This is a genomic window from Acinetobacter sp. 1130196 (genome assembly GCF_000588095.1).
GTDB lineage: Bacteria > Pseudomonadota > Gammaproteobacteria > Pseudomonadales > Moraxellaceae > Acinetobacter > Acinetobacter nosocomialis.
The window spans coordinates 24,015-46,482 of the sequence record NZ_JFWX01000001.1 but is presented as its reverse complement, the minus strand read 5'-3'; the positions used below and the strand labels follow the sequence as shown (position 1 = coordinate 46,482).

At 37.3% G+C, this 22,468-nt stretch carries 19 protein-coding genes and 1 tRNA gene; 9 read left to right on the top strand and 11 right to left on the bottom strand.

Annotation, left to right across the window (positions count from 1 at the left end):
* Window positions 1-113: 113 nt before the first annotated feature.
* On the top strand, window positions 114-1,898 hold the full coding sequence (gene aspS, locus J671_RS05705; RefSeq protein ID WP_004711960.1) for an aspartate--tRNA ligase: 1,785 nt from the start codon (window positions 114-116) through the stop codon (window positions 1,896-1,898).
* Between the two features lie 58 nt (window positions 1,899-1,956).
* On the opposite strand, the gene J671_RS05700 is transcribed toward aspS, so the two are convergent.
* The gene (locus J671_RS05700; RefSeq protein WP_031981611.1) at window positions 1,957-2,985 is read right to left on the bottom strand and encodes a stealth conserved region 3 domain-containing protein; all 1,029 of its coding nucleotides are present in this window, start codon (window positions 2,983-2,985) and stop codon (window positions 1,957-1,959) included.
* 203 nt (window positions 2,986-3,188) lie between these two features.
* Between J671_RS05700 and J671_RS05695 the strand changes: the two genes are divergently transcribed.
* Window positions 3,189-3,404, top strand: coding sequence for a hypothetical protein (locus tag J671_RS05695; RefSeq protein ID WP_006580305.1), 216 nt, complete (start codon window positions 3,189-3,191; stop codon window positions 3,402-3,404).
* A 26-nt stretch (window positions 3,405-3,430) separates the two neighbouring features.
* Window positions 3,431-4,354, top strand: coding sequence for a glycosyltransferase family 32 protein (locus J671_RS05690; protein ID WP_031981610.1), 924 nt, complete (start codon window positions 3,431-3,433; stop codon window positions 4,352-4,354).
* A gap of 56 nt (window positions 4,355-4,410) precedes the next feature.
* Here J671_RS05690 and J671_RS05685 read toward each other — a convergent pair whose 3' ends face one another.
* Window positions 4,411-5,178, bottom strand: coding sequence for a glycosyltransferase family 25 protein (locus J671_RS05685; RefSeq protein WP_031981608.1), 768 nt, complete (start codon window positions 5,176-5,178; stop codon window positions 4,411-4,413).
* Between the two features lie 83 nt (window positions 5,179-5,261).
* Between J671_RS05685 and ghy the strand changes: the two genes are divergently transcribed.
* The gene (gene ghy, locus J671_RS05680) at window positions 5,262-6,149 is read left to right on the top strand and encodes a glycosyl hydrolase Ghy (protein WP_031981607.1); all 888 of its coding nucleotides are present in this window, start codon (window positions 5,262-5,264) and stop codon (window positions 6,147-6,149) included.
* On the opposite strand, the gene J671_RS05675 is transcribed toward ghy, so the two are convergent.
* The 4 genes from J671_RS05675 to J671_RS05660 are packed head-to-tail and all read right to left on the bottom strand — an operon-like array spanning window position 6,146 to window position 9,733.
* Window positions 6,146-7,180, bottom strand: coding sequence for a glycosyltransferase (locus J671_RS05675; RefSeq protein WP_031981605.1), 1,035 nt, complete (start codon window positions 7,178-7,180; stop codon window positions 6,146-6,148). The genes ghy and J671_RS05675 overlap by 4 nt on opposite strands.
* An 11-nt stretch (window positions 7,181-7,191) precedes the next feature.
* Complete coding sequence (locus J671_RS05670) at window positions 7,192-7,956, bottom strand: glycosyltransferase family 2 protein (protein ID WP_031981604.1); 765 nt, start codon at window positions 7,954-7,956, stop codon at window positions 7,192-7,194.
* Window positions 7,953-8,708 (bottom strand): polysaccharide deacetylase family protein, encoded by a 756-nt coding sequence (locus J671_RS05665; protein WP_031981603.1) that lies wholly within the window; start codon window positions 8,706-8,708, stop codon window positions 7,953-7,955. The genes J671_RS05670 and J671_RS05665 overlap by 4 nt, the downstream gene beginning before the upstream one ends.
* The gene (locus tag J671_RS05660; protein WP_004711948.1) at window positions 8,705-9,733 is read right to left on the bottom strand and encodes a glycosyltransferase; all 1,029 of its coding nucleotides are present in this window, start codon (window positions 9,731-9,733) and stop codon (window positions 8,705-8,707) included. Before J671_RS05660 ends, J671_RS05665 begins: the two co-directional genes overlap by 4 nt.
* 290 nt (window positions 9,734-10,023) lie before the next feature.
* On the opposite strand from J671_RS05660, the gene J671_RS05655 reads away from it, so the two are divergent.
* Window positions 10,024-11,433 (top strand): phosphoethanolamine transferase, encoded by a 1,410-nt coding sequence (locus J671_RS05655; RefSeq protein ID WP_227556601.1) that lies wholly within the window; start codon window positions 10,024-10,026, stop codon window positions 11,431-11,433.
* Here the strand turns inward: J671_RS05655 and J671_RS05650 are convergent.
* The 5 genes from J671_RS05650 to J671_RS05630 all read right to left on the bottom strand — a co-directional run bounded on the left by J671_RS05650 (window position 11,418) and on the right by J671_RS05630 (window position 18,003).
* Window positions 11,418-12,302, bottom strand: a complete 885-nt coding sequence (locus J671_RS05650) for a mitochondrial fission ELM1 family protein (RefSeq protein ID WP_031953335.1) — start codon at window positions 12,300-12,302, stop codon at window positions 11,418-11,420. The two genes, J671_RS05655 and J671_RS05650, sit on opposite strands and share 16 nt — an antisense overlap.
* 66 nt (window positions 12,303-12,368) lie before the next feature.
* Window positions 12,369-13,295: a branched-chain amino acid transaminase gene (locus J671_RS05645; RefSeq protein ID WP_002051336.1), complete on the bottom strand. Its 927-nt coding sequence runs from the start codon at window positions 13,293-13,295 to the stop codon at window positions 12,369-12,371.
* A 24-nt stretch (window positions 13,296-13,319) separates the two neighbouring features.
* Window positions 13,320-16,070, bottom strand: a complete 2,751-nt coding sequence (glnE, locus tag J671_RS05640) for a bifunctional [glutamate--ammonia ligase]-adenylyl-L-tyrosine phosphorylase/[glutamate--ammonia-ligase] adenylyltransferase (protein WP_031981599.1) — start codon at window positions 16,068-16,070, stop codon at window positions 13,320-13,322.
* 68 nt (window positions 16,071-16,138) lie between these two features.
* Window positions 16,139-17,407 carry a sensor histidine kinase gene (locus J671_RS05635; protein ID WP_031981598.1) on the bottom strand — a complete coding sequence of 423 codons (1,269 nt, stop codon included), beginning with the start codon at window positions 17,405-17,407 and terminating at the stop codon, window positions 16,139-16,141.
* Between the two features lie 509 nt (window positions 17,408-17,916).
* Window positions 17,917-18,003, bottom strand: a tRNA-Leu gene (locus tag J671_RS05630).
* Window positions 18,004-18,185: 182 nt separating this feature from the next.
* Here J671_RS05630 and queA point away from each other — a divergent pair.
* The 4 genes from queA (at window position 18,186) to tgt (ending at window position 22,435) form a co-directional block, all read left to right on the top strand.
* Window positions 18,186-19,223 (top strand): tRNA preQ1(34) S-adenosylmethionine ribosyltransferase-isomerase QueA, encoded by a 1,038-nt coding sequence (queA, locus tag J671_RS05625; protein WP_031981597.1) that lies wholly within the window; start codon window positions 18,186-18,188, stop codon window positions 19,221-19,223.
* 152 nt (window positions 19,224-19,375) lie between these two features.
* On the top strand, window positions 19,376-20,404 hold the full coding sequence (locus J671_RS05620; protein WP_031981595.1) for a hypothetical protein: 1,029 nt from the start codon (window positions 19,376-19,378) through the stop codon (window positions 20,402-20,404).
* 84 nt (window positions 20,405-20,488) lie between these two features.
* Window positions 20,489-21,058, top strand: coding sequence for a LemA family protein (locus J671_RS05615; protein WP_017394166.1), 570 nt, complete (start codon window positions 20,489-20,491; stop codon window positions 21,056-21,058).
* A 243-nt stretch (window positions 21,059-21,301) separates the two neighbouring features.
* Window positions 21,302-22,435 (top strand): tRNA guanosine(34) transglycosylase Tgt, encoded by a 1,134-nt coding sequence (gene tgt / locus J671_RS05610; protein ID WP_023188202.1) that lies wholly within the window; start codon window positions 21,302-21,304, stop codon window positions 22,433-22,435.
* Window positions 22,436-22,468: the final 33 nt, after the last annotated feature.

Here is a 22,468-nt window from a genome sequence, read left to right as displayed (position 1 = left end):
TCTAGTTCTTGTGGCATGCCATTCAACAGGGCATAATCGAAAACTTACTTTTTTGACGGTGCGCGGTTTACGCATCCGTCCTTTCAGCCAATATAGTTTGGATAATCTTCATCATGATGCGAACTCATTACTGTGGCTCTTTAACTGAAGCCCAAATCGACCAAACCGTTACATTATGCGGTTGGGTACATCGTCGCCGTGACCATGGCGGTGTTATTTTCCTTGATATGCGTGACCGTGATGGTCTCGTTCAAGTGGTTATTGACCCAGATACTCCAGAAGCATTTGCAACTGCAGATAAAGCACGTTCTGAATATGTATTAAAAATTACAGGTCGTGTTCGTCGCCGTTATGAAGGTACTGAAAACCCAAATATGGTGAGTGGTCAAATCGAAGTTTTAGGCAAAGAAATCGAAGTTCTTGCTGCTTCTGAAACTCCTCCATTCCCATTAAATGATGACACGATTAACGTGTCAGAAGAACACCGTTTAAAATATCGTTTCTTGGACATTCGCCGTCCTGAAATGTTAGAGCGTTTACGTTTCCGTTCTAAAGTAACTAACTTGATCCGTAACTATTTAGATGATCACGGTTTCTTAGACGTTGAAACTCCGATTTTAACTCGTGCAACACCTGAAGGTGCACGTGACTATTTAGTACCAAGTCGCGTACAAAATGGTAGCTTCTACGCACTTCCACAATCACCTCAATTGTTTAAACAATTATTGATGGTTGGTGGTATCGATCGTTACTACCAAATCGCGAAATGTTTCCGTGATGAAGACTTACGTGCTGACCGTCAGCCAGAATTCACTCAAATCGACATTGAAACATCGTTCTTAAATGACGATGAAATCATGGATTTGATGGAAGGCATGACTGTTAAACTATTTAATGACTTGCTTGGCGTAAAATTTGAAAAATTCCGCCGCATGCCATATAGCGAAGCGATGCGTGACTATGCATCTGATAAACCAGATTTGCGTATTCCATTGAAACTCGTTGACGTTGCAGATTTAATGCAAGAAGTTGAGTTCAAAGTATTTGCTGGTCCTGCAAAAGACCCTAAAGGCCGTATTGCAGCACTTCGCGTACCAGGTGCAGGTTCATTAACTCGTAGCCAAATTGATGAATACACTAAATTTGTTGGCATCTACGGTGCGAAAGGTTTGGCGTATATCAAAGTCAATGAAATCGAAAAAGGAATTGAAGGTCTTCAATCTCCTATCGTTAAATTCATTGAACCAATCGTAATGAAGTTACTTGAGCGTGTTGGTGCAGAGAATGGCGATATCGTATTCTTCGGTGCTGATAAAGCCAAAGTTGTAAACGATGCTATGGGTGCACTTCGTGTCAAGATCGGTCATGACTTGAACCTTGCAACTTGTGAGTGGGCTCCACTTTGGGTTGTTGACTTCCCAATGTTTGAAGAAACTGACGATGGCAAATGGACTTCTGTTCACCATCCATTCACACTACCTAAATCTAGCGTAGAAGATGTGAAGAGCAATCCAGGCGAAGCACTTTCTGTTGCTTATGACATGGTATTGAACGGTACTGAAGTTGGTGGCGGTTCTCTTCGTATTTACACATTAGAAATGCAAAAAGCGATTTTTGAAGCGCTTGGTATTTCTGATGAAGAAGCAGAAGAGAAATTCAGCTTCTTGCTTAACGCACTTCGTTATGGCGCCCCTCCTCACGGTGGTTTGGCATTTGGTCTTGACCGTTTAGTAATGCTTATGACTGGCGCGACTTCAATTCGTGACGTTATTGCATTCCCTAAAACGAAAACTGCTGAATGTCCACTTACTCAAGCACCTGCTCCTGTTGAAGCAAACCAGCTTCGTGACTTGGGCATCCGCTTACGTGAAAAGCCAAAAGCTGAAGAATCTAAATAATTATTAGATTGTGAAATTAAAAAACCCTGCTTATGCAGGGTTTTTTAATAAATAATTTTTAATGAGATATTTCTTTTTCAAAACTCGAAACTGTATTAAATTTTTGTTCAAAAATCTGAATAATTTCTTTTTTTAGTTTTTCAAAATCAACCACTTGCTCATCATCATTTAAACAAATCTGTGGAAGGTGCTCATTTTTAATAACATGATTAATTTCAGGAAGATTTTGGATTCTTAAATTAAAATTTTGACCACGCTCAAATATATTTACGGGGCAAAAACGAGCAGAACATAACTGCCACAATCTGAACAAGTACTGATTAACATCTAAAGGCTGTCTAAATCGATGACTTGATACTTCCTTTAAGTAGTTTTCTTCTTTTTCCCAAACCTCTTCAAATATCGATTTCAAAAATGGTTGAGGTAAATGATTACTATAAAAACTTGAGAATTTTCGATTATATAAACTTAAAAAGTTACCCCAATTATTACTGATTGAATAACGATGATTAAAAAGTGCGTAAGGATTTTTTCGAAATAATTTTCTCTTATCAAAATATTTATTAATAATCGCAACATCGGTCAAAGCAACAGCACCTAAAAAGTTCTCTTCTCCCACTACCATTAAAGGCTGTAGTCTAACTCCATCGCAAGGTAGACCATTTCTAAAGAAAAACTCAGGTTCTAGGGGGCTATTAATAAAAGTATCATCATTAAAATAGACAAAGTGCTCTGTAAGACCTTCTATTTTATGAATATTAATTTCGATAGCATGAGAGTTAAAAGTAGGTAAATAGTCTGGATTTATAATTTGATCATGGGTCACCAAGTTTAATTTTGGATGATTTTGTACTAAAAATTCTGGAAAATGACCACAAGTTACTAGATGAATTTTTCGTACCCAAGGACAGAATTTTTCAACAGATCTAAACCAATATTGAAGATTATCCCAATCACGATAACGGCATTCATCAATGACCTCAGTCACCTGTGTATTTGCTTCTTTAGATTTATAATATTTATAATCTTGCTGCCATTTAGTATCAGTTGAGTCGACCCAAATCATTACAAAATCAATAGGCTGCATTATTCTCCCCTAAGCTAAATTCAACAAGATAATGAAAGTTTTAGCAAATAAGAGGGATATTACTATTTATTAATGTTAATTAAAGTTCACAATTCCTTCATATTTTTATTATTTCTAAACAATTTCGTTAATTCATAGTCTATTGAGGTGACAGTGGGCAAATGGCATAATAGCTGCTCTCTTCTCCCGCATGGTAATTGATTATGGCAATGCGTCCTGACGTTCGTCGACATGCTTTAGTCGTGATTGTATTCTCTCTTGCGCAATGGTTTTTCATGCGCTATATCCTTTCACATGAACTATTTAATTTAACGACCAACCAACGCATTCTTTATTTCTGTGTAAGCAGCCTCGCAGGTGCATTACTTATTTTTGTAGCACTCATTTATATGGTGCTGAAAGGAAATGCGGATAAATAAAAAATTATTTATCATTTGAGGTTGTTATGGGCTTACGAAAATCTACAAGAAAATTTTTTCGTTTTTTAGCATTTAATTTAAGATACTACAAAGATATAAGATTTAAAAATCTTAATTCTGAAAACTTTGCAGATCCAATTATTTTAAATTCTTTAGATAAATCTGAAATTATCATACCAAAAATAATTTGGATGTATTGGGACTCAGAAGTACCTGAGCTTGTGGAAAGATGCTTTAATCAAGTAAAGAAATTAAATCCTGAATATCAAATTAATATTTTGAACTCTAAAAATATAACAGAGTTTTGTGATTTTGACTTTTCAGTTTATAAAAACTTAACTCCTCAACAAAAATCAGATTTATTGAGATTTTATCTCCTTTATTATTATGGAGGCATATGGTTGGATGCAAGTATTATAATCTATAGTAATCTTCAATGGATTTTAGATACTTGTAAAAAAAATAAAACTTCTGCTTTTGCTTATTATAGAGCTGAGAATACGACTGTAAAAGATTATCCAGTTATAGAGAACTGGTTACTTGCTTCAGAAAAAGGAAATATTTTCTTTAAAAAATGGTTAGATGAATTATCATATGCTTTAAAACTTGGGGTTAAAAACTATATTTCTGAAATAAGAAATACAAAGCCAAATTATTCGGAATATTTTCAAAATATTGGTTTACTTGAATATCTAGTTGCCTATGTAGCTTGTCAAAAAGTCTTACGAGAAATACCCAATAGTATTTCACTAATTAATTGTGACAAAAATGCTTTTCTATATCAAAACATTGATTTGAAATGTAATATTTATTTCATTGAAGCTTTAGTCTTAAAAGAGCGACCAGATCAGATGCCTTATTTAATTAAATTAATTGGATCTGACCGTGCCCTTTTGACACCATACGTACTTAAAAATAAATTTAAAAATAACTCTTTTTTAGATTTTTAAATTTATTTTTCTATTTAAAAAAAAGAGGTAATCAAATTATCTCTTTTACAACTAATTTATTCATTAAAAGGATATTTTTTATATTTTAATTTCGCAAAATTATAATTTAAAGATATACCATAACGACTTTTAGGTAAATCAGAAGACTTAGCACGCTCACCTTCAATCGCACTTATTTGTGTATCTTTTTCTCCTAAATTAATAACAGGATGATCTACCAAATATGTCATAAAAATATGTGAACTTCCATTAAAGTCAAATAGATAACTCCAGTCATCTGCTTTTCTAATCAAGTAATGATAAGCAATTAAATTTTTTGCCATTTCACGATCAACTACATAAGCAACAGCATAGTTTACCCGGTTATAAAAGTGTGGATGTACTTCCAATACGTCTTTATTAAATAATTTATTATTTTTTAAGACACCCCTTACCTTTAAACTTTCTTTCATCTGTATCCCCCCCAGACTGAATAGAATATTTTTAGGTAAATTAAAATTTTTTAGCTCTTTTTCTAAATCTTTAAAATTTAACTCACTAGATAAAATAGCATCATCTTCAAAAATTAGGGCAAGTTCCTCATTGGTTTCCAAGAAATTTTCTAAAGCTGAAAGATGAGATAAGGTACAACCCAATTCTGCTGGAGTTAATGGTTTTGAACGTCCTTTAACAGCTTTTTCGAAATATTCTTTTGCTGAAAGTTCCCCACCCTTGATTCCTATTTTTGTGATAGGTAAGGCTCCTTGCTCAAAAAAATTTTGGCCGAGGAACTTACTTAAACGAAGTGATTTTTCATCTTCAATAGTTACAACATAAATCTTCATTAAGCTATTCCCCTTTTAAACAGCGAGTATCATATCTAATGTAAAATAGAGTTAATATATCTTTTTTATTTTCTTGTATTGTCATGATTCGTTCAATCCAAAAAAAATGGTACAAGTACCAACAAGCAAAAAAAGCAAAAACTTTTGACTCTCATTGGTATATGCGTTTTGGCTGGTTAGACCAACCCTTTACAACACTTGAACAATTAGATTCACTCTTTGAAATCCACTCACCTAGAAAATTTACATTTGCAGATAGCTTTTATGCTTATGAAAATGATCGTCATTTCATTTTCTTTGAAGAAGTTGATGATGAACATCCTGTAGGCTTTCTTTCTGTTTTAGAAGTCTTTAAAGATGGCACCTACACGCCACCAGAGACAATCCTAAAGCTCGACTATCACCTTTCTTATCCTTGCGTATTTAAAATAAATAGTACTTGGTACATGGTTCCTGAATCTTCTGCCAACAAAACTATTGAGCTTTGGAAATGTACTGATTTCCCGTTGAAATGGGAAAAGCATTCTAATCTTTTAGAGAATATTGAAGCAGTTGACAGCACTCCTTTTTACCATGAAGGCTTATGGTATCTTTTTACCTCAACGCGTCGTGATTGTAAGAAATTCGGTGACCGTTTAGATTTATTTTTTACCGAAGATATTTTAAATCCTAACTGGCAAGAGCACCCAATGAACCCAGTATGCCGAGGCAGTCAGCAGTTCCGTATGGCGGGGAAACCTTTTATTTATAAAGGACAAATGGTTCGACCAAGCCAAGATTCTTTAAAACGTTATGGAGGCAATATCGAATTAAAGGCGATTACTCAACTGAGCCCGACAGCGTATGAAGAAAAATTACTAGAAGTGGTTTTACCAGACTGGAATCAAGCAGATGACGGTTGCCATACTATTAATGTCGAAGATAATTTCGTGGTACTTGATGCCATCCGCCTTACACCAAAAAATAATTAAGTTTTCAGCAGGCCTTTATAAATATTAAGCGTCTGCTCAGCCATGGCTGGTACAGTCAGTTCAGCCTTGGCCTTTGCATATAGTGGGCTGAAGTCGTTTTGAGCTTCAGGTTGAAGCGCACATTTAATCGCTTTTGCTAAACCTTGTGCATCTCCAATTTCTGCCAGATATTGCTCTGGCAGCCACTCAATCACACCGTTTACTTTGGTTGAAGCCATTGCTTTGTCAGCCCGTAAAGCTTCGACCATAACAAGTGGAAAACCTTCACGATCTGATGACAAAACCACGATATCTGCTAATTGCACCAGATCACGTGCATCAGTTCTAAAGCCAAGAAAAGCGACCCGATCTTGCATGTTTAATTCACTGACTTGTTTTTCTAAACTTACTCGAAGTGAACCATCACCAATAATCCATAAATTGGCATCAATCTGTTGCATCGACTCAATCAGTAAACTGATATTTTTTACTGGCTCTAGACGTCCAATACACATAACAACTTTTTTGCTTGCATCTAGCTCAGCAAAATCTTTTTGAATCGATTGAAGTAACTTTTCTTTATTTTCAACTGTAAGTACGGGTTGAGGATAGACCCCGTTGTAAACCACATGGGCTTTAGACTCTGGAATGCCTTGCGTGAGTGCTTGGCTCACCGCAATAACAGCATCACCCGCTAAATAAGCAGACTTATTCTTTTTAGTACCATGTACTGTTGTCACAAATTTTGGGCCAGATAAAAATGGCTTAATTCGGGCAATCAGTTCAGCCGCCTTTCCTGCTTGTGCATGAACAATAGCAGGTTGAATTTGCTGGATAAGATTTTTAAGTTGCCAGAGTAAAAAAATATTCCAACGGCTACGTGCAAAATCAACCGCATGAAAATGTACTTGTTGGCTAAACTTGTCTAGATAGCAAGGATGTGCAATCACATGTACTTCATGATTTAAAGCGAGCTCATTAACAAGGTTAAAAGTGTGCTGCTCTAAACCACCAACTCCACCACTAGTTGCCAATACCTGAACAATTTTCATAGCTTGCCTACTTATTTTTTATCTTTATTCATGGTCTGTTCAAATAGTTTGGCTTCTTTTAGAAAAGCATAAAACGCGTTAATCATACTATTTACGAAACCACGCCAACCATTTAAGAAACTACGGCGAATAAAATAAGACTTCATGAAAGTCACTGGCATTACCAAAACCAATTTTGCAACGCTTGGAGACTTTCCTTTTTGGTATTTCTCTAGTGCTTTGAGGTTGGAATATTGATTATTTTTTTCGACTTTAACGAAAATGCTCGACTCGCCATAATGATAGATATCATGTTGAGCACGCTGAGATTCACCTTCTACAATCACATTTTCATGGACCTTATTGGCAAGGTCGTAATGCCCTTTAGACTTACGAAAAAAACGCACCTTTGCATGTTTTTTAGTATGTTTGCTGTTGGGAACACCTAAAAAAACATCATTAATTGGAGTGATTAATGCATCAAGCTTGTTCTGCTGAATAGTCTCAACAATCTCTTGTTTTAATTCATTAGATAAGACTTCGTCGCCATCTAAATTGAGTACCCAATCATTTCGGCATTTTGCTAAGGCCAAACTTTTTTGCCCAGCATAACCCTGCCAGTCTTGATGAGAAATTTGGGTATTTTCAAAGCGCTTTGCAATTTCATAAGTATTATCAGTACTACCTGAGTCTAAAATAATAACTTCATCAAACTCACTGACACTTTGCAAAGTTCGCTCTAACCAAGCACCACAGTTTAAAGTGACAATATAAACACTACATGGAATTTTATTCATAACTTATAACGTCCTTTAGCAAGGGCGATACGCATCTGTAAAGCATTCATGGCACCATGCGTGCTGACACGTGGAATATTAAATTGGTTATCTGCTTCATACGCTTCGATTTTTTTACGAGTCGATACTGCATTTTTAAAGCCAATATCTTGGGCCATTTTCTGGTGCTTTTCATTAAAACGACCAAATGGATAAGCAAAACTAGGGCATTTTCCAACTAATGCTTCAACATCACGCTTAGACTGAAGCATCTCATTGTAAGCCGTTTGGTCATCAAGCTTAAGCAAGTTCACATGATGTTGAGTATGCGCACCGAACTCAATCAAACCAGAGTTCGCCATTTCATGGATTTGATCGTGAGTGAGCTTTTCAATACCTTCAATTTGCGTTGCCAAATAAATGGTTGCCTTTGCATTATATTTTTTAAGTAATGGATAGGCATAAAGATAGTTATCCATAAAGCCATCGTCAAAACTTAAAGCAACCACATTCTTTTGATTCCGATATTGTTCAAGCTCAGAAACAAAGCAGAAGATAACCCCTTTACGCGTCAACAACTGTAAGAGTTGTTCAAACTTTTCAGGGGGCATGTTCATACCAGAGGCAGCATCCTTAGGGGTAACCTGATGCAACATCACTATGCGTGGTAGTTTGTTCGAACGGAACGGAAGCCAGAATGTATAATTACCCAGCACATATAACAGTACAGCAAGTATTAATAGGCCTACCGCAACGTACAAAAACCACATCATGCATAAACCTCATGTGACCATTCATAATTTTCTGAAAGGGGCTGCTTAAATGTCACCTCAACCATAAATTGAGTGATACGTTTAGCATTGAAAGATTTACGCGTTTTCTCCCAGCCCTCTTTCGCTATTTTTTCAGCCTGCTCTGGATTTTGATCAAAGAATTGGATCTTCTTAGCCAAATCAAACTGATCATCAAAGTAAACCACTTCCTGCTCAGTGTAGAGTTTCTCAAAACCTGGAATTCTTGGACTAAAGGTGAGTAAACCATTACCAGTCAACTGTACAATACGGTCAGAACTATACAAGGTTACATCATTACGACGTGAGTAATTAAGTCCCATTTTTGTTTCAGAAAGAACCTTATAATAAGCTTTACCGTAAACACCTGGTTGCTCAAAACAACCATAATATTGATAGTTTACATGACCTTGTTGCAGGGCATCTGCCAAATCTTTTAAGAATTTTTCACGTTCAGGTTCTTTATAGACCACACCACAGAAAATAAATGTCTTGTCAGTCTTAGAGTTTGAAAATTGCTGTAGTGTTTCAACGTTACGATGACCCACATTAGGCAGATAGGCTACGCTTAAATGAGGCTGCTTTAACTTCTGTAAATACTCACCACCCGTCGTACAAAAGATAGCGTCTAAATACGGGGAGAATGCTTTTACAAAGCCAAGTTTGCTCTCTAAATAAAGCGGATCAACATACCAAAATGCAATTTTAGTATTTGGATAAGATTCTTTAATTTGTCTTAGAACATCTGGACTCATCAAGTCACTATGTCCAATGAGCACCAAATCGGGTTCAATGTTATTGACGACTTTTAATACTTCTTTGTTGGCCCAATTGGCACCCAATTTTTTTGTTTTAAAAATCGTCCCCATTCGTGCCATATCACGAAAACTAAAATCATAAACGAAATGGCCATTTTCAATTAATCCGGCAGAAATTTTACGGTCTGTACAGTAAAAATGCGCGCCTTGTTTATTAAAGCCAAAATTTGCGATATGCAATATTTTCATTCTAAACTCTATAATTCCATCAATTCTGGAGATGAACTAAAATATTATATCATGCCTTAATTTATGTAGACCGTGTTATCAAAATATAGGATGATATCGCGCTTTTACACTTGGAACAGCTTGGCGTGATTTTTCGATTCAAAACAGGAAAGTTATGGTTCTTTATTTATTGCTTTATGCTGCTTGTTCCATCATGCATTATTTCCAGTGATGGTTTTTTCAAAGCTTTATATCCGCTTATTTTTTTCGTTTTTTTAATTTATCATTACCGCCGTTTTTTCTGGCTTAGTTTGCCTATTTATCTTTTAAGCCCTTTTGCACTGTACTATGAAATTACCTATAACGCCCCAACTGAAATTTCAGTGTGGCTCACAATTTTAGGTAGCTCTACAACTGAAGGCAAAGTTTATTTATCGACATTAGATCTTCCTTTAGCAATTGGTTTGATTATTGCTTACATCATTCCTTTGATTTTATTTTATTATTTCATTCCAAATCAAAGACTAAGCACTCCAATATGGCTACGTATTTTAGCCTTATGTCTTATTTTTTCGCCAATTCAACGCTACCTTAAAGCACCTGATCATCAGCAAGGGTTTCTAAATGTATATCGCCATTTTAAACAATCTTACCCCTTAAATTTACTTCTTGGTTTACCAGCAGCGAGTCTTGAAGTAAATCGAGTAAAAGACTTCATAGCCACACAAAACGAAATTGAATGTACACAAGTTAAGGAAACTCGCCCTACCATTACAGTACTAGTTATTGGGGAAAGTGCTCGACGCGACCGTTTAAGTTTGTTTGGCTATACCAAAAATAATACAACGCCTTATCTAGAAAAATATAAGAAAGATTTATGGTTATTTAATAATACGATTTCAGGTTCTTATATGACCAGTAAGTCTGTACCGACCTTATTAACAGGAAAGTTAAACGGGACTGATAATTTAAGCCCTTCTATTGTGAATGCTTTCAATGCAGCAGGTTACAAAACTTACTGGTTTAGCGCACAATCCCAATATGGAGAATATGATTCTCTTGTTTCAGCGTATGCCTCTTCTGCTCAAGAAACCCAATTTTTGACGCAACATTCATATTCAGCCTCACTAGAAACTCATTATGATGAGGAGCTACTCAAATCATTTGATCGAGCATTGGCAGAAAAAACACATCATAAATTCATCGTGTTACATCTTTATGGTTCACATGCAGATTTTGCAAAACGCTATCCACCACAATTTAATAAATTTAAAGATACCTATGACAATACGGTACTTTATACAGACTATCTGCTCAATGAAGTTATTCAAAAATTAAAAGCAACCAATGTGGACGCCAATTTAATTTACACATCTGACCATGGTCTTAATCTTGGAGAATGTAAAGAAAATAGTTCACTGCATTTAGACATGAAAAATAATTTTGATGTCCCTTTAATTATGTGGAGCTCAAACTCATGGAAGCAACATCATCCAGAAATGGCGAGTACTCTTTCTAAAGAACAAAGTAGTGCTATTAGCTCAATTAATATATTACCTACACTCTTAGATATGAGAGGTATTCACTGTAAAAACATTTCTCAAGAGAGATCGTTATTTAATTCGAAATACAAAACATACCCAAGAGAAATTTTAGCAACATCAGAAACAGTCAACTATGATAAAGGTCACGATGACAGCCAATGTCATTTAGTGAGCTGATAAACGACCCGATCCGCTTCCTGCAGGACCTGTCCTTCAGGAAGCAAATTTATATCAAACACATTTGCTATTAACTTTTTCTCTAGCAGTATATCAACCGAATTGGTAATACGATCTTGTTTGAGTCTGTCCATTGCAATCACACCGACTCGGCAACCTGCAGTAAGTGCCTCATAAATCATAGAAACACTATCTTCGGTTACCCACACAGCTTCTGCCTTTTGCATTTCCTCAAAAATCCAGCCTTGAGGAGTTTGCTCAACCGGACATATCTGCAAACACTTAGCAAAGCTTTGTTGTTTTAAAATATCAATGAAACTTACAGGAGTACGACGTGAGGTGGTCAGGATAATCTCAGAATTTGAATTACACTCAACAATTTTTTGGACACTTAATAATACTTTTTCATGGTTCCACTGATGTCGTTTAGATGAACCACCCAATGCAATTAAAATTCTGCCTGCCTGATGTCGGTTTTCATTACGAATTGGATTCAATGCTCCACGCGTAACAATAACGCGCTCATTTGAAAGAATACCGTCATGCTCTGGAATCACAGCATAGTCAAACCAAGCAATAGGTAAATTTGGCTTCATTAAAATAACAGTCTTCGCCTTTTTAAAAATTTTACCCAGCAACCAGACACGAAAGTGCGTATGGCTCCCGACACCAAATATGAAATCGGGTGCTTGCTGAAGTAGAGAATTTTTTGAAGAGAAAAGCGCTTTAATTAAGGAAATAATAGGCAAGTCATTAATAGAAACTTCTTCAAAAGTTGCATTTGCCTGCTGTCTTTGCATTGCCTGAAACAAGCCTAAAGCCTGTGAACGATGCCCTGCTTTACCATCAGAGACATAGACAATATGCATAAAAGCTCCTAACTAAAAAATAAAAAGGCGAAACCAATGTTCGCCTTTTCATGTTAACGGATTAACTTATTTTACGTAAGTTAACCAGTGTTCATATTTTGGATTTTTACCTTGAACTGCATCAAAGAAAGTCTTTTGGATTTCAGTGGTAATTGGACCACGGCAACCCGCACCGATTTGACGATCATCGTATTCACGGATTGGTGTAACTTCAGCAGCAGTACCTGTGAAGAATGCTTCATCGGCAATATAGAATTCGTCACGTGTAATACGGCGCTCAACAACTTGGTAACCAAGATCTCTAGCAATCGTCATCACAGTTTGACGTGTAATACCGTCAAGTGCACCACCAGCGATATCTGGAGTATGTAAAACACCATCTTTAATCAAGAATACGTTTTCACCAGAACCTTGGCATACATAACCTTGTGGGTCCATGAGCATTGCTTCATCGTAACCAGAGTGTGCAACTTCTTGGTGAGCAAGAATTGATAATGTGTAGTTACCAGATGCTTTTGCTTTACACATGGTCACGTTTGGATGATGGTGAGTAAATGATGAAGTTTTAACGCGAATACCTTTAGCCATCGCTTCATCACCAAGATATGCGCCCCACGCCCATGCTGCTACTGCGGCATGAATAGTGTTATTTGTTGCAGCAATGCCTAGTTTTTCTGAACCGATCCAAATAAGTGGACGTAAATAGCAAGAAGCTAATTTATTTTCACGAACAACATCGATTTGTGCTTGCTCAAGCGCTGCTTGGTCAAACGGTACTTTCATTTGATAAATTTTTGCTGAATTTAACAAACGTTTTGTGTGGTCTTGAAGACGGAAAATTGCAGTACCCTTAGGAGTTTCATAAGCACGAACACCCTCAAATACGCCCATACTGTAGTGTAGTGTATGGGTTAAAACGTGAATCTTTGCATCACGCCAATCAATTAATTGTCCATCTTGCCAAATAAAACCATCACGATCAGCCAAATTCATGGAACACTCCAAATTGTTATAAAATCATTCACTATCCAACTCAACCGAGGCGGTTGGGTCTATTAATCTTTGCCATAAATTGCAAACGACCGCACGGGTACTACGCCAGTCCGCTGCGCTGACTTGCATGGATTGATTCGCAAGGGCTAAGCGGTGGCTTTCGGCACGTTCACTAAGATAGGCTCGAATTAATGCTGTGGCATCTTCACTGGATAAGCAGTCTGCTTTAGCAGCATCTTCTAATATTCTTACATTATCAGAATAATGGGCGAGATCGGGTTTCGTCCCGCTCCATGCAAGTACAGCATACTGTGCCATAAATTCGATATCTACGATACCACCTGCGTCCTGTTTTAAATGAAAAATACCATGTTTTTTTTGTTCAGAAGACGAACCTAGGTGGTCTTTCATTTTCTGACGCATTTTCAACACTTCTTCACGAACATAAGCCTCATCTCTAGATTGAGTCAATATCTCGCGGCGAAATATTTCAAATTTTTGGCAAAGCGTTTCATCACCAGCAATAGAGCGGGCACGAACTAATGCCTGATGCTCCCAAAGCCATGCACTTTTCAACTGATAGTGTTCATAGGCTTTTAGACTGGTCACTAATAAACCAGCCTCACCAGAAGGTCTCAAGCGTGTATCAATTTCATAGACACGACCATCAAGCGTTTGAGTGGTCATCAGTGACATGAACTTTTGAGCGACACGCATGGCAAACTCAAACCCACTAATAGCCTTAGTTCCATCGGTGTCAGCTTGTTCATCTAGATAATGAATAAAGACAAGGTCCAAGTCAGAACCATAGCCCAGCTCAATGCCTCCTACTTTGCCATAACCAATGACAGCAAAGGCTTTATAGTCAAGAGAACAACGTTTTCCCTCGACATCTTTTGGATAACCATGACGTTTTGCTACGGTCTGATAAGCTAAATGAAGAGTTGCATTGACACTCACTTCAGCAATATCTGTTAATGCATCAGATACTTTCATAAGAGGGCTTTCAGCTAAGACGTCACTTGCAGCGACCGTGAGTACATTGCTCTTTTTAAACAAGCGAAGTACCCGCATTTGATCTTCGACTTGATCAATTTCGATACGAAGCAATTGCTGACGTAAAGAATCTTCCAAGTCCTTACGTTTTGGTAACTCAAAGTCCATCGATAAGAACTCATCCAACAGTACTGGATACTGAGTCAGCTCTTCACAAATCCACGGGCTTACTGTCGCCATTTTCACTAGGCGCTGTAATGCGCCCTTACTTTCAATCAACATGACCAAATACACTGTTCGACGCATGACTGATTCAATCAGCGGCATTAAACGTAACAGTGCAGTTTGTGGTTGTTCGGACTGCAAAATCGCTTCAATCAAATGAGGCCAGAAGGTTTTTAAACGCTGCACGGCATTTGAAGGAAGTTTTTTAAGTGCATGACCATGCCAAAACTCATGAATCAGATTTTTCGCATTATCATCTAACACTTCATCTAACTGCTGCTCTAACTGTCCAAAGTTCTCAGTTGCAGCATTAGAGCTAGTATCTTCAATCAGCTGTTTAAATTGAACTTTTACTTTTTGGCGTTTCTCGTTAAGAACATCAATAAATTCATTCCAACTCGTAAAACCCAAGGTATCGATAATGCGTTGTCTTAGGTCAACTTCTTCGGGTAATAATTGCGTTTGCTGATCGTTAAGAGCCTGAATTGCATGTTCAACACGGCGTAAAAACAGGTAAGCATCTTCAAGCTCTAATACGGCCTGTTTTTCCAACAAGCCTGCCTCACCAATATGCTCTAGACTAACCAAACACTGGCGGTCTTGTAACTCACGTTTAGAACCACCGTAAATCAGCTGAAAAACCTGAACAATAAACTCAATTTCGCGTATACCGCCTGCCCCGAGTTTAATATCATCCTCAATATGGCGACGTAAAACTTCACGTTCAATCATCGCTTTCATATCACGCATGGCAGCAAAAGCGGTGTAATCGACATAACGGCGGAATACAAAAGGACGTGTCATTTCTAATAAGTCTTGCCCTTCTTTACCGCCCGTGACAATGCGTGCCTTAATCCATGCATAACGTTCCCATTCACGACCATGCTGACTTAAATATTTTTCTAAAGCTGCATGACTAATCGCTAATGCCGAGCCATCCCCCCAAGGTCGTAAGCGCATGTCTACTCGAAACACAAAACCATCTGCGGTGATATGTTCGAGTAAATAAATAAGTTTTTGTCCCCACAAAATACAGAACTGCTGTACATCAATACATTTGCGACCATTGGTTTCGCCTTGCTCATCAAAGGCAAAAATCAGGTCGATATCACTCGATAAATTAAGCTCTTGTGCACCAAGCTTACCCATGGCAACCACAATCAGATCTTGAACTTTACCTGAATAACTTAATGGTTCGCCGTGTTTAGCAACCAATGCAACACGAGCAAAAGCTTTTGCTGCACAAATACTTGCATCGGCAAAGTCAGAAAGTTCACGAGTGAGTGTCACAACATCGGTAAGCTGATTGGCATCTTGCCAAATCCAGCGAAACATTAAACGACTGCGTAATATACGAAGCGCACGCATCCAAGTTGTTTCATCGGCAATGCCTTCAAGCGTTGTGTCTACAAGCTGGTAAATTTGTTCTGTTGAGAGCGGTGCAGCAAATTGATCTATTTGATAATCTTGTTCTAAAACAGCCTGATGTAACCCTAAAACTTGTTCAGCATATTGGCTGGCACGCAATGTTTTTTGTAACTGCTCCGCATTCATATAAAAAAGCTCTTTTCCTCAGACTCTCTTTTTAGTTATAGCAGTTCACGTAGTAATAGGAAAAGGGATTAAACCAATTTTGCTTCAGATGAATCATGATGCTCAATAAGCGTCTCATGACTTTCTTGAGCTGAAGGTAATAAAACTTTAAATGTTGTTCCTACACCTTCTTTGGAACTCACACTAATTTGCCCCTGATTAATCTCAATAAAACGCTTACAGAGACTCAAACCTAAGCCCGCACCTTTTTCCCCTGCGGTACCTTTAAAGCTGGCTGTAATGCGTGGGTGAAATAAATTTGCCATTTGTTGTTCGGTCATGCCAAGACCTGTATCACGTACAGTGATTTCAACATTTGTGCCCGCTTGCTTAGCCTCAATGAAAACTTTGCCAGAACCATCAACATCAGTAAATTTCAATGCATTTGAGACCAAGTTTTGGATCACGGAAGTCATCATATTGATATCGGCATAGATTTTTAAATCTTCGGAAACCGCATTTACCAATTCAATATTTTTCTTTAAAGCCAACGTATGCAGCACATCACAGACAATATTGCTCACTTGTCTAAGTTTAAAATTAATAGGGTGATAAACGAAACGCCCACCCTCTGCCATCGCCCATGTCAGCAAACTTTCCAGTAAGTTATAGGTCGATTGAGAAGTGTCGTACAAATAGTCGGCAATATTTTGAATACTCGATTCATCCAGTGTTTCACGCTCTTTAGCCAACACTTCGGAGAAACCTAACAAGCCATGAAATGGTGCCCGCAAATCATGTGAAATAATAGAAAAGAACTTTGTTTTACTCGAATTAAGGGCGACTTGTTGCTCATAGAGTTCATTTAATTCTTCATAATTAAATTTCAACTCGATTTGTTGCATAAAACTAGAACAGTAATCGAGCAACAACTGAATTTGATCATCTTCAAAAGTGGTTTCACCGTCATCAAAGAAAACGGCAAACCCCATAGAAGTCTGGTCAGGCTGCACCAAATGGACAGCTAAGGCACGACCACACTCAATATTTAGCTCTTTTAAATAGTTGATTAAATTTTGATAAGAAGGATGATCGTGATGAATCACCTGTTGTTTAGCAAAACATTGTTTTAAGTGCCTTGAAGGTTTAAATGAAATAGCAGTCATGCCTTCAGGACAATGATGCCAGAAATAAGGTTCCTGATTAAAAGTGAGCAAAGCTTTTTGACACTTCAACAGGCGAACACTAAACCGGAAAAATTGCTCAATGTAGTTCTGCTCGGCATTTAATCCAAGTAATAGTGAAATTCTACAAGCACTTAATTGCTCGACCTGATGTAGTTCTAATCGCTGTGTCATGCCCGCCTCACAGATTTTGTCGTTGTTAGTCGGAACCGCTCTTTGAGAAATGTACTTATAATCATTATGATCTAATACAAACTTTAACACAGTACATTAAAAGAGCAACTTTCTTTTCGAAATAGAAATGTGAAGTTTCAATTAAAGGTTTTCAGATACATAAAGTGGGTATGCTTTAGAAAAATACAACAATTATTTGAAGGTGAGGAGTTGTAAGTAATAAGAAATAGAGATTCAAAAAGGTAAAAATTATCTTAAATCTTCTTATAAGTATTAAAGCTTAGCTTCGACTTAAATTTTAGCTTTAATAAATGCATTTCATATTTAAATAAAGTCTTCTTAAATTAAAAAAATCTTTAAGTTCTAAATGTATAAAAGATTCAAACCCAACCGTCAGAACTAAAGTAAGTAGTTCACAATTTCTTGAAGTCTATGAACTTTTTTATCCAACAAAAAACCCCTAAGCCGTTAGCTTAGGGGTTTTTGTAGAATCATAAGATTCTGAATCTTGGTCCCGAGGGTCGGACTCGAACCGACACGTCATCTCTGACAGCGGATTTTGAGTCCGCCGCGTCTACCAATTTCACCACCTCGGGAGAGGAAGTATGTTTGTGTTGCGTATATTAGCGCGTTTGTAAAACTTGTCAAACCCTAAGTGAATATTATCGTTCACTTTTAGATCATTTAAACATTTTTCATAATTTAGGCCAGAAGCACAGCCATAAAAAAGCGAAAAAGTTTATACTAGGCCCAATTTTTGCGGTGTTTTTTCCTAAATATGCAACTGTCTGACTTTTCCTTTGAATTACCCGATGAACTTATTGCCCGTTACCCTCTCGAATCACGTAGTGCTTCACGTTTATTGCATTTAGACGCAAAGGGTCAATATCACGATCACATGTTCACAGATATTATCGATCTGTTCGAAGAAGGTGATTTGTTGGTACTCAATGATACCAAGGTCATGAAGGCTCGTCTTAAAGGAAAACGTGCCACAGGTGGGGCTATTGAGATTCTGGTTGAGCGTATGCTGAACCACACCACAGCGTATTGCCATATTAAAGCGAGTAACTCGCCTAAAGCAGGAGCTGAGCTTTTTGTCGGTGCAGACAATATTCCTGTAATTGTGCGAGGCCGTCACGAAAACTTATTTGTCGTTGAGTTTTCACAACCAATTTTACCTGTACTTGAGCAATATGGTCAGTTACCTATTCCGCCTTACTTTAACCGTGAAGCAGAAGAAATTGACACTGAACGCTATCAAACGGTTTTCCATAACCCAGAAAAAATCGCCAGTGTGGCTGCACCAACTGCAAGCTTGCACTTTGATGAAGAGTTGTTAGCAAAGTTAGATCAAAAAGGGGTTAAGAAAACGTTTGTGACTCTTCACGTCGGTGCAGGTACTTTTATGCCTGTACGCACTGATGACATTACCAACCATGTCATGCACAGTGAATGGTGTGATGTTCCTCAAGAAACCATTGATTTAATTTTAGCGACTAAAGCACGTGGCAATAAAGTAATTGCTGTTGGTACAACCGCAACGCGTGCTTTAGAAAGTGCAGCCCAAGCGCATGGCGGAAAAATCGCAGCATGGACTGGTGATACGCAAATCTTTATTTATCCGGGTTATGAGTTCTGTATCGTAGATCGTTTAATTACCAACTTCCATTTACCTGAGTCTACCCTGCTCATGTTAGTTTCAGCATTGTCAAATAGAGACAATATTTTGGCTGCTTACGAACATGCAGTTAAAGAACGCTATCGTTTCTTTAGTTATGGCGATGCAATGCTGATTGATAAATTAGAAGTTTAAAAATTAAAGCTGGGTTAAACCTATAAGTTAATTCGAGGTTTAACCCAACATCTATAATTAAAATAAAAATAGTCTTGGTATTTCTATTTATCTCTTTCAATTTAAAAGATAATCTAGGCTTAGCACTTTATGATAATCATCTTATTACCTTCATGCCAATTGATACCGTACAACAAGCACTTCATATAAGACGTAAAAAAAATACACAGGTCTTTCGTAATATTGCTCGACTTTGGGACGCGGGACAAAAGTCACAAACAGATCAAGAACTCTTAAATGCGTTACATCCATGGCGTGAAGATCATAACCTTCGTTTTGTTAATGTATTGCCACATTTGTTAGGTATTTGCAGTATTACGACGCTATTATTTGGATACTTTTTTCATCCTCATATTCAATATATTTGGAGTCTCTTATGGGCATTTTTAACTGGTTTCTTGGCCTATTTGCTCTATGAACCGCAAAAGCCTCTAACCGAAGTTATTCACTATTTAGAACAGCGTATGACTGCTTTACGTTATGGCCTACAGTTTCAGCAGTTACCAGCTTATCTTCCAATTCAAGCCCAACCCATTTTGGTATTAAGCAGACTAAAACAATATTTTCCATTGTTTAATCGAGGCAATGAAGCTAATGAAATTACAGAGTTTGCTTCAGTGACATGGAATGATGGCATTACAGATCATCAAGTCCTGCTATTTAAATACCAGTATGTAAATAATTTACCTATTCTTCAAGATCAAAACAGCGATAAAAAAATAGTAAAAGAGATTCATAAAGATTTATGGGGCGTTTTTATTTTTCAAATACCAGCCTTAGGTATTGCTGTAAGTAATCAACGTTCTCGCTTTTTTGAACCATACTTATGCGAATGGCAAAGTACTGACATTCTGATTAACCAAGAGCTCAATATCTTCGGTACTGACCAGCACCAGTTAGCTAAAGAAATTAGTCCAAGTTTAACTTTAAAACTTCATGATTTTTTTCAACATTTTACCGGTGATTTAATTTATCATCATGAAGAGCAAATATTATGTTATCTCGGTGAGCAAGATCTTTTTCAAACCACCAGCAAACGTAGTGAAATTCATGATATTCCAGCATTACGTGGACATTTACGTACCATGACCATGCCGCAATATGAAAAATTTCAGCAATTCATGCTTAATTTAATTAAATAAATCTCTCGTAGTGCCGAACTGGCAACTTATAAAAAATAAGAAGTTAAAAGGTTCAATGAGAGAATAAAAATAAGAGGAGTGAAAATGAAAGGCTTATTCATTTTCTTGGGGATATTCGTTGTACTGATTGCCTGGGGCATCCACATTCGTAACAACATTGTGCGTTATTTTAACGCAACCAAACGCGCTTGGGCTGAGGTTGCAAATTTCGAACGCCAAAAAGTAAAAACACTTGAAGCATTAGAAACTACTCTCAATCAATATACTCAGTTCGAGAAGTCGACTCTAGAAAAAGTGACTGCCTTACGTCAGCAAATTCTCAGTTTAAATGTCGATCATACTGATATTGCTCAATTACAGCAGATTGAAAAAATGAGCAAAGAGCTGATCCGCAGCCTAAATGTTATAGTTGAAAACTATCCTGAATTAAAAGCAGATACGCTCTATAGCAAAATGATGGATGATATTCAGGAACAAAATGAAAATGTTGGTGCTGCAATCAGTATCTTTAACCGCAATGTCGAAGTATTTAACAACCAGATTGAAGTATTCCCAAATAATATTATCAATACGATAACTTTATCTAAAAAAGCAATTCGTCCTTTTCGCGATAATTTGGCTACAGACAATTTTGACTACAAACCTAACTTTTAGTCTAAATAAAAAAGTAGCCATTCAATCGGAAAATTGACCTATTTTATAGCCAGCTACATTTAGTAGTAGAACTACTTGGCAGAATCAAGGAAAATAGCCCTCTTATTTTTAGGGCTATTTGTGTTTTTAAATTGGTCTTCCCGTTTTAAAGCTCACAATGTTAGAACCCCTATTTAGCAGCGAACTGTTTTTTCGCCCTTGCACTGCCCTACGGTATTGCTTGCTATTGTTCAGGATTTTTAGATGAAGTTTGAAAAATTAGGTCAGTCGGGTCGTGCCCGTCGTGGTCGTTTAACTTTAGAACATGGTGTGGTTGAAACACCTGTTTTTATGCCAGTGGGGACTTACGGTACAGTCAAAGGCATGTTGCCACGTGATATCGAAGATATTCAGGCACAAATTATTTTAGGTAATACTTTCCATTTATATTTGCGTCCGGGCCTTGAAGTAATCAAGCAACACGGCGGATTACATGACTTTATTAAATGGAATAAGCCAATTTTAACTGACTCTGGCGGCTTCCAAGTATTTAGTCTTGGCGCTATGCGTAAAATTAAGGAAGAAGGTGTTACTTTCCGTTCCCCGATCGATGGTTCAAAAGTGTTTTTATCGCCTGAAATTTCAATGGAAATTCAGCATGTATTGAACTCTGACATCGTCATGATTTTTGATGAATGTACGCCTTATCCTGCTACACACGAAGAAGCACAAAAATCATTACAGCTTTCTTTGCGTTGGGCAAAGCGTTGTAAAACACATCACCACGATGAGCTTAAAAATAAAAATGCCTTATTCGGCATTATTCAGGGCGGTATGTATGAAGACTTACGTGATGAGTCTTTAAACGGCCTTCTTGAAGTTGGTTTCGATGGTTATGCAATTGGGGGTTTATCTGTAGGTGAACCAAAAGAAGAGATGATCAAAGTTTTAGATTATCTTCCAAACAAAATGCCACATGATAAACCACGCTACTTAATGGGCGTAGGTAAACCAGAAGATATCGTTGAAGCGGTGCGCCGTGGTGTCGATATGTTTGACTGCGTAATGCCAACACGTAATGCACGTAATGGTCATTATTTTGTCACTGATGGTCTGGTACGTATTCGTAATAGTAAATATCGCCATGACCAAGGACCACTTGACCCACACTGCGATTGCTATACATGTAAGAACTTTACCCGTGCTTATCTGTTCCACCTTGAAAAATGTGGAGAGATGTTGGCGTCTATGCTCGGTACTATTCATAACTTACGTTATTACCAACGTTTAACTGAAGGTATGCGTGACGCATTAGATAATGGCACTTTTGATGAATTTGTTCAGGACTTTTATGCCCGCCGTGGATTAGAAGTTCCACCTTGCCCTATCGATGAATAAGCGAGATTTGCGCTCAACCTCAAGACAAGGTAA

What these genes read in the sequence shown, in the direction of transcription:
- aspS (WP_004711960.1), top strand. Translation starts at nt 114, where the DNA reads ATGATGCGAACTCATTACTGTGGCTCTTTAACTGAAGCCCAAATCGAC.
- J671_RS05700 (WP_031981611.1), bottom strand. Translation starts at nt 2,985, where the DNA reads ATGCAGCCTATTGATTTTGTAATGATTTGGGTCGACTCAACTGATACT.
- J671_RS05695 (WP_006580305.1), top strand. Translation starts at nt 3,189, where the DNA reads ATGGCAATGCGTCCTGACGTTCGTCGACATGCTTTAGTCGTGATTGTA.
- J671_RS05690 (WP_031981610.1), top strand. Translation starts at nt 3,431, where the DNA reads ATGGGCTTACGAAAATCTACAAGAAAATTTTTTCGTTTTTTAGCATTT.
- J671_RS05685 (WP_031981608.1), bottom strand. Translation starts at nt 5,178, where the DNA reads ATGAAGATTTATGTTGTAACTATTGAAGATGAAAAATCACTTCGTTTA.
- ghy (WP_031981607.1), top strand. Translation starts at nt 5,262, where the DNA reads ATGATTCGTTCAATCCAAAAAAAATGGTACAAGTACCAACAAGCAAAA.
- J671_RS05675 (WP_031981605.1), bottom strand. Translation starts at nt 7,180, where the DNA reads ATGAAAATTGTTCAGGTATTGGCAACTAGTGGTGGAGTTGGTGGTTTA.
- J671_RS05670 (WP_031981604.1), bottom strand. Translation starts at nt 7,956, where the DNA reads ATGAATAAAATTCCATGTAGTGTTTATATTGTCACTTTAAACTGTGGT.
- J671_RS05665 (WP_031981603.1), bottom strand. Translation starts at nt 8,708, where the DNA reads ATGATGTGGTTTTTGTACGTTGCGGTAGGCCTATTAATACTTGCTGTA.
- J671_RS05660 (WP_004711948.1), bottom strand. Translation starts at nt 9,733, where the DNA reads ATGAAAATATTGCATATCGCAAATTTTGGCTTTAATAAACAAGGCGCG.
- J671_RS05650 (WP_031953335.1), bottom strand. Translation starts at nt 12,302, where the DNA reads ATGCATATTGTCTATGTCTCTGATGGTAAAGCAGGGCATCGTTCACAG.
- J671_RS05645 (WP_002051336.1), bottom strand. Translation starts at nt 13,295, where the DNA reads ATGAATTTGGCTGATCGTGATGGTTTTATTTGGCAAGATGGACAATTA.
- glnE (WP_031981599.1), bottom strand. Translation starts at nt 16,070, where the DNA reads ATGAATGCGGAGCAGTTACAAAAAACATTGCGTGCCAGCCAATATGCT.
- J671_RS05635 (WP_031981598.1), bottom strand. Translation starts at nt 17,407, where the DNA reads ATGACACAGCGATTAGAACTACATCAGGTCGAGCAATTAAGTGCTTGT.
- queA (WP_031981597.1), top strand. Translation starts at nt 18,186, where the DNA reads ATGCAACTGTCTGACTTTTCCTTTGAATTACCCGATGAACTTATTGCC.
- J671_RS05620 (WP_031981595.1), top strand. Translation starts at nt 19,376, where the DNA reads ATGCCAATTGATACCGTACAACAAGCACTTCATATAAGACGTAAAAAA.
- J671_RS05615 (WP_017394166.1), top strand. Translation starts at nt 20,489, where the DNA reads ATGAAAGGCTTATTCATTTTCTTGGGGATATTCGTTGTACTGATTGCC.
- tgt (WP_023188202.1), top strand. Translation starts at nt 21,302, where the DNA reads ATGAAGTTTGAAAAATTAGGTCAGTCGGGTCGTGCCCGTCGTGGTCGT.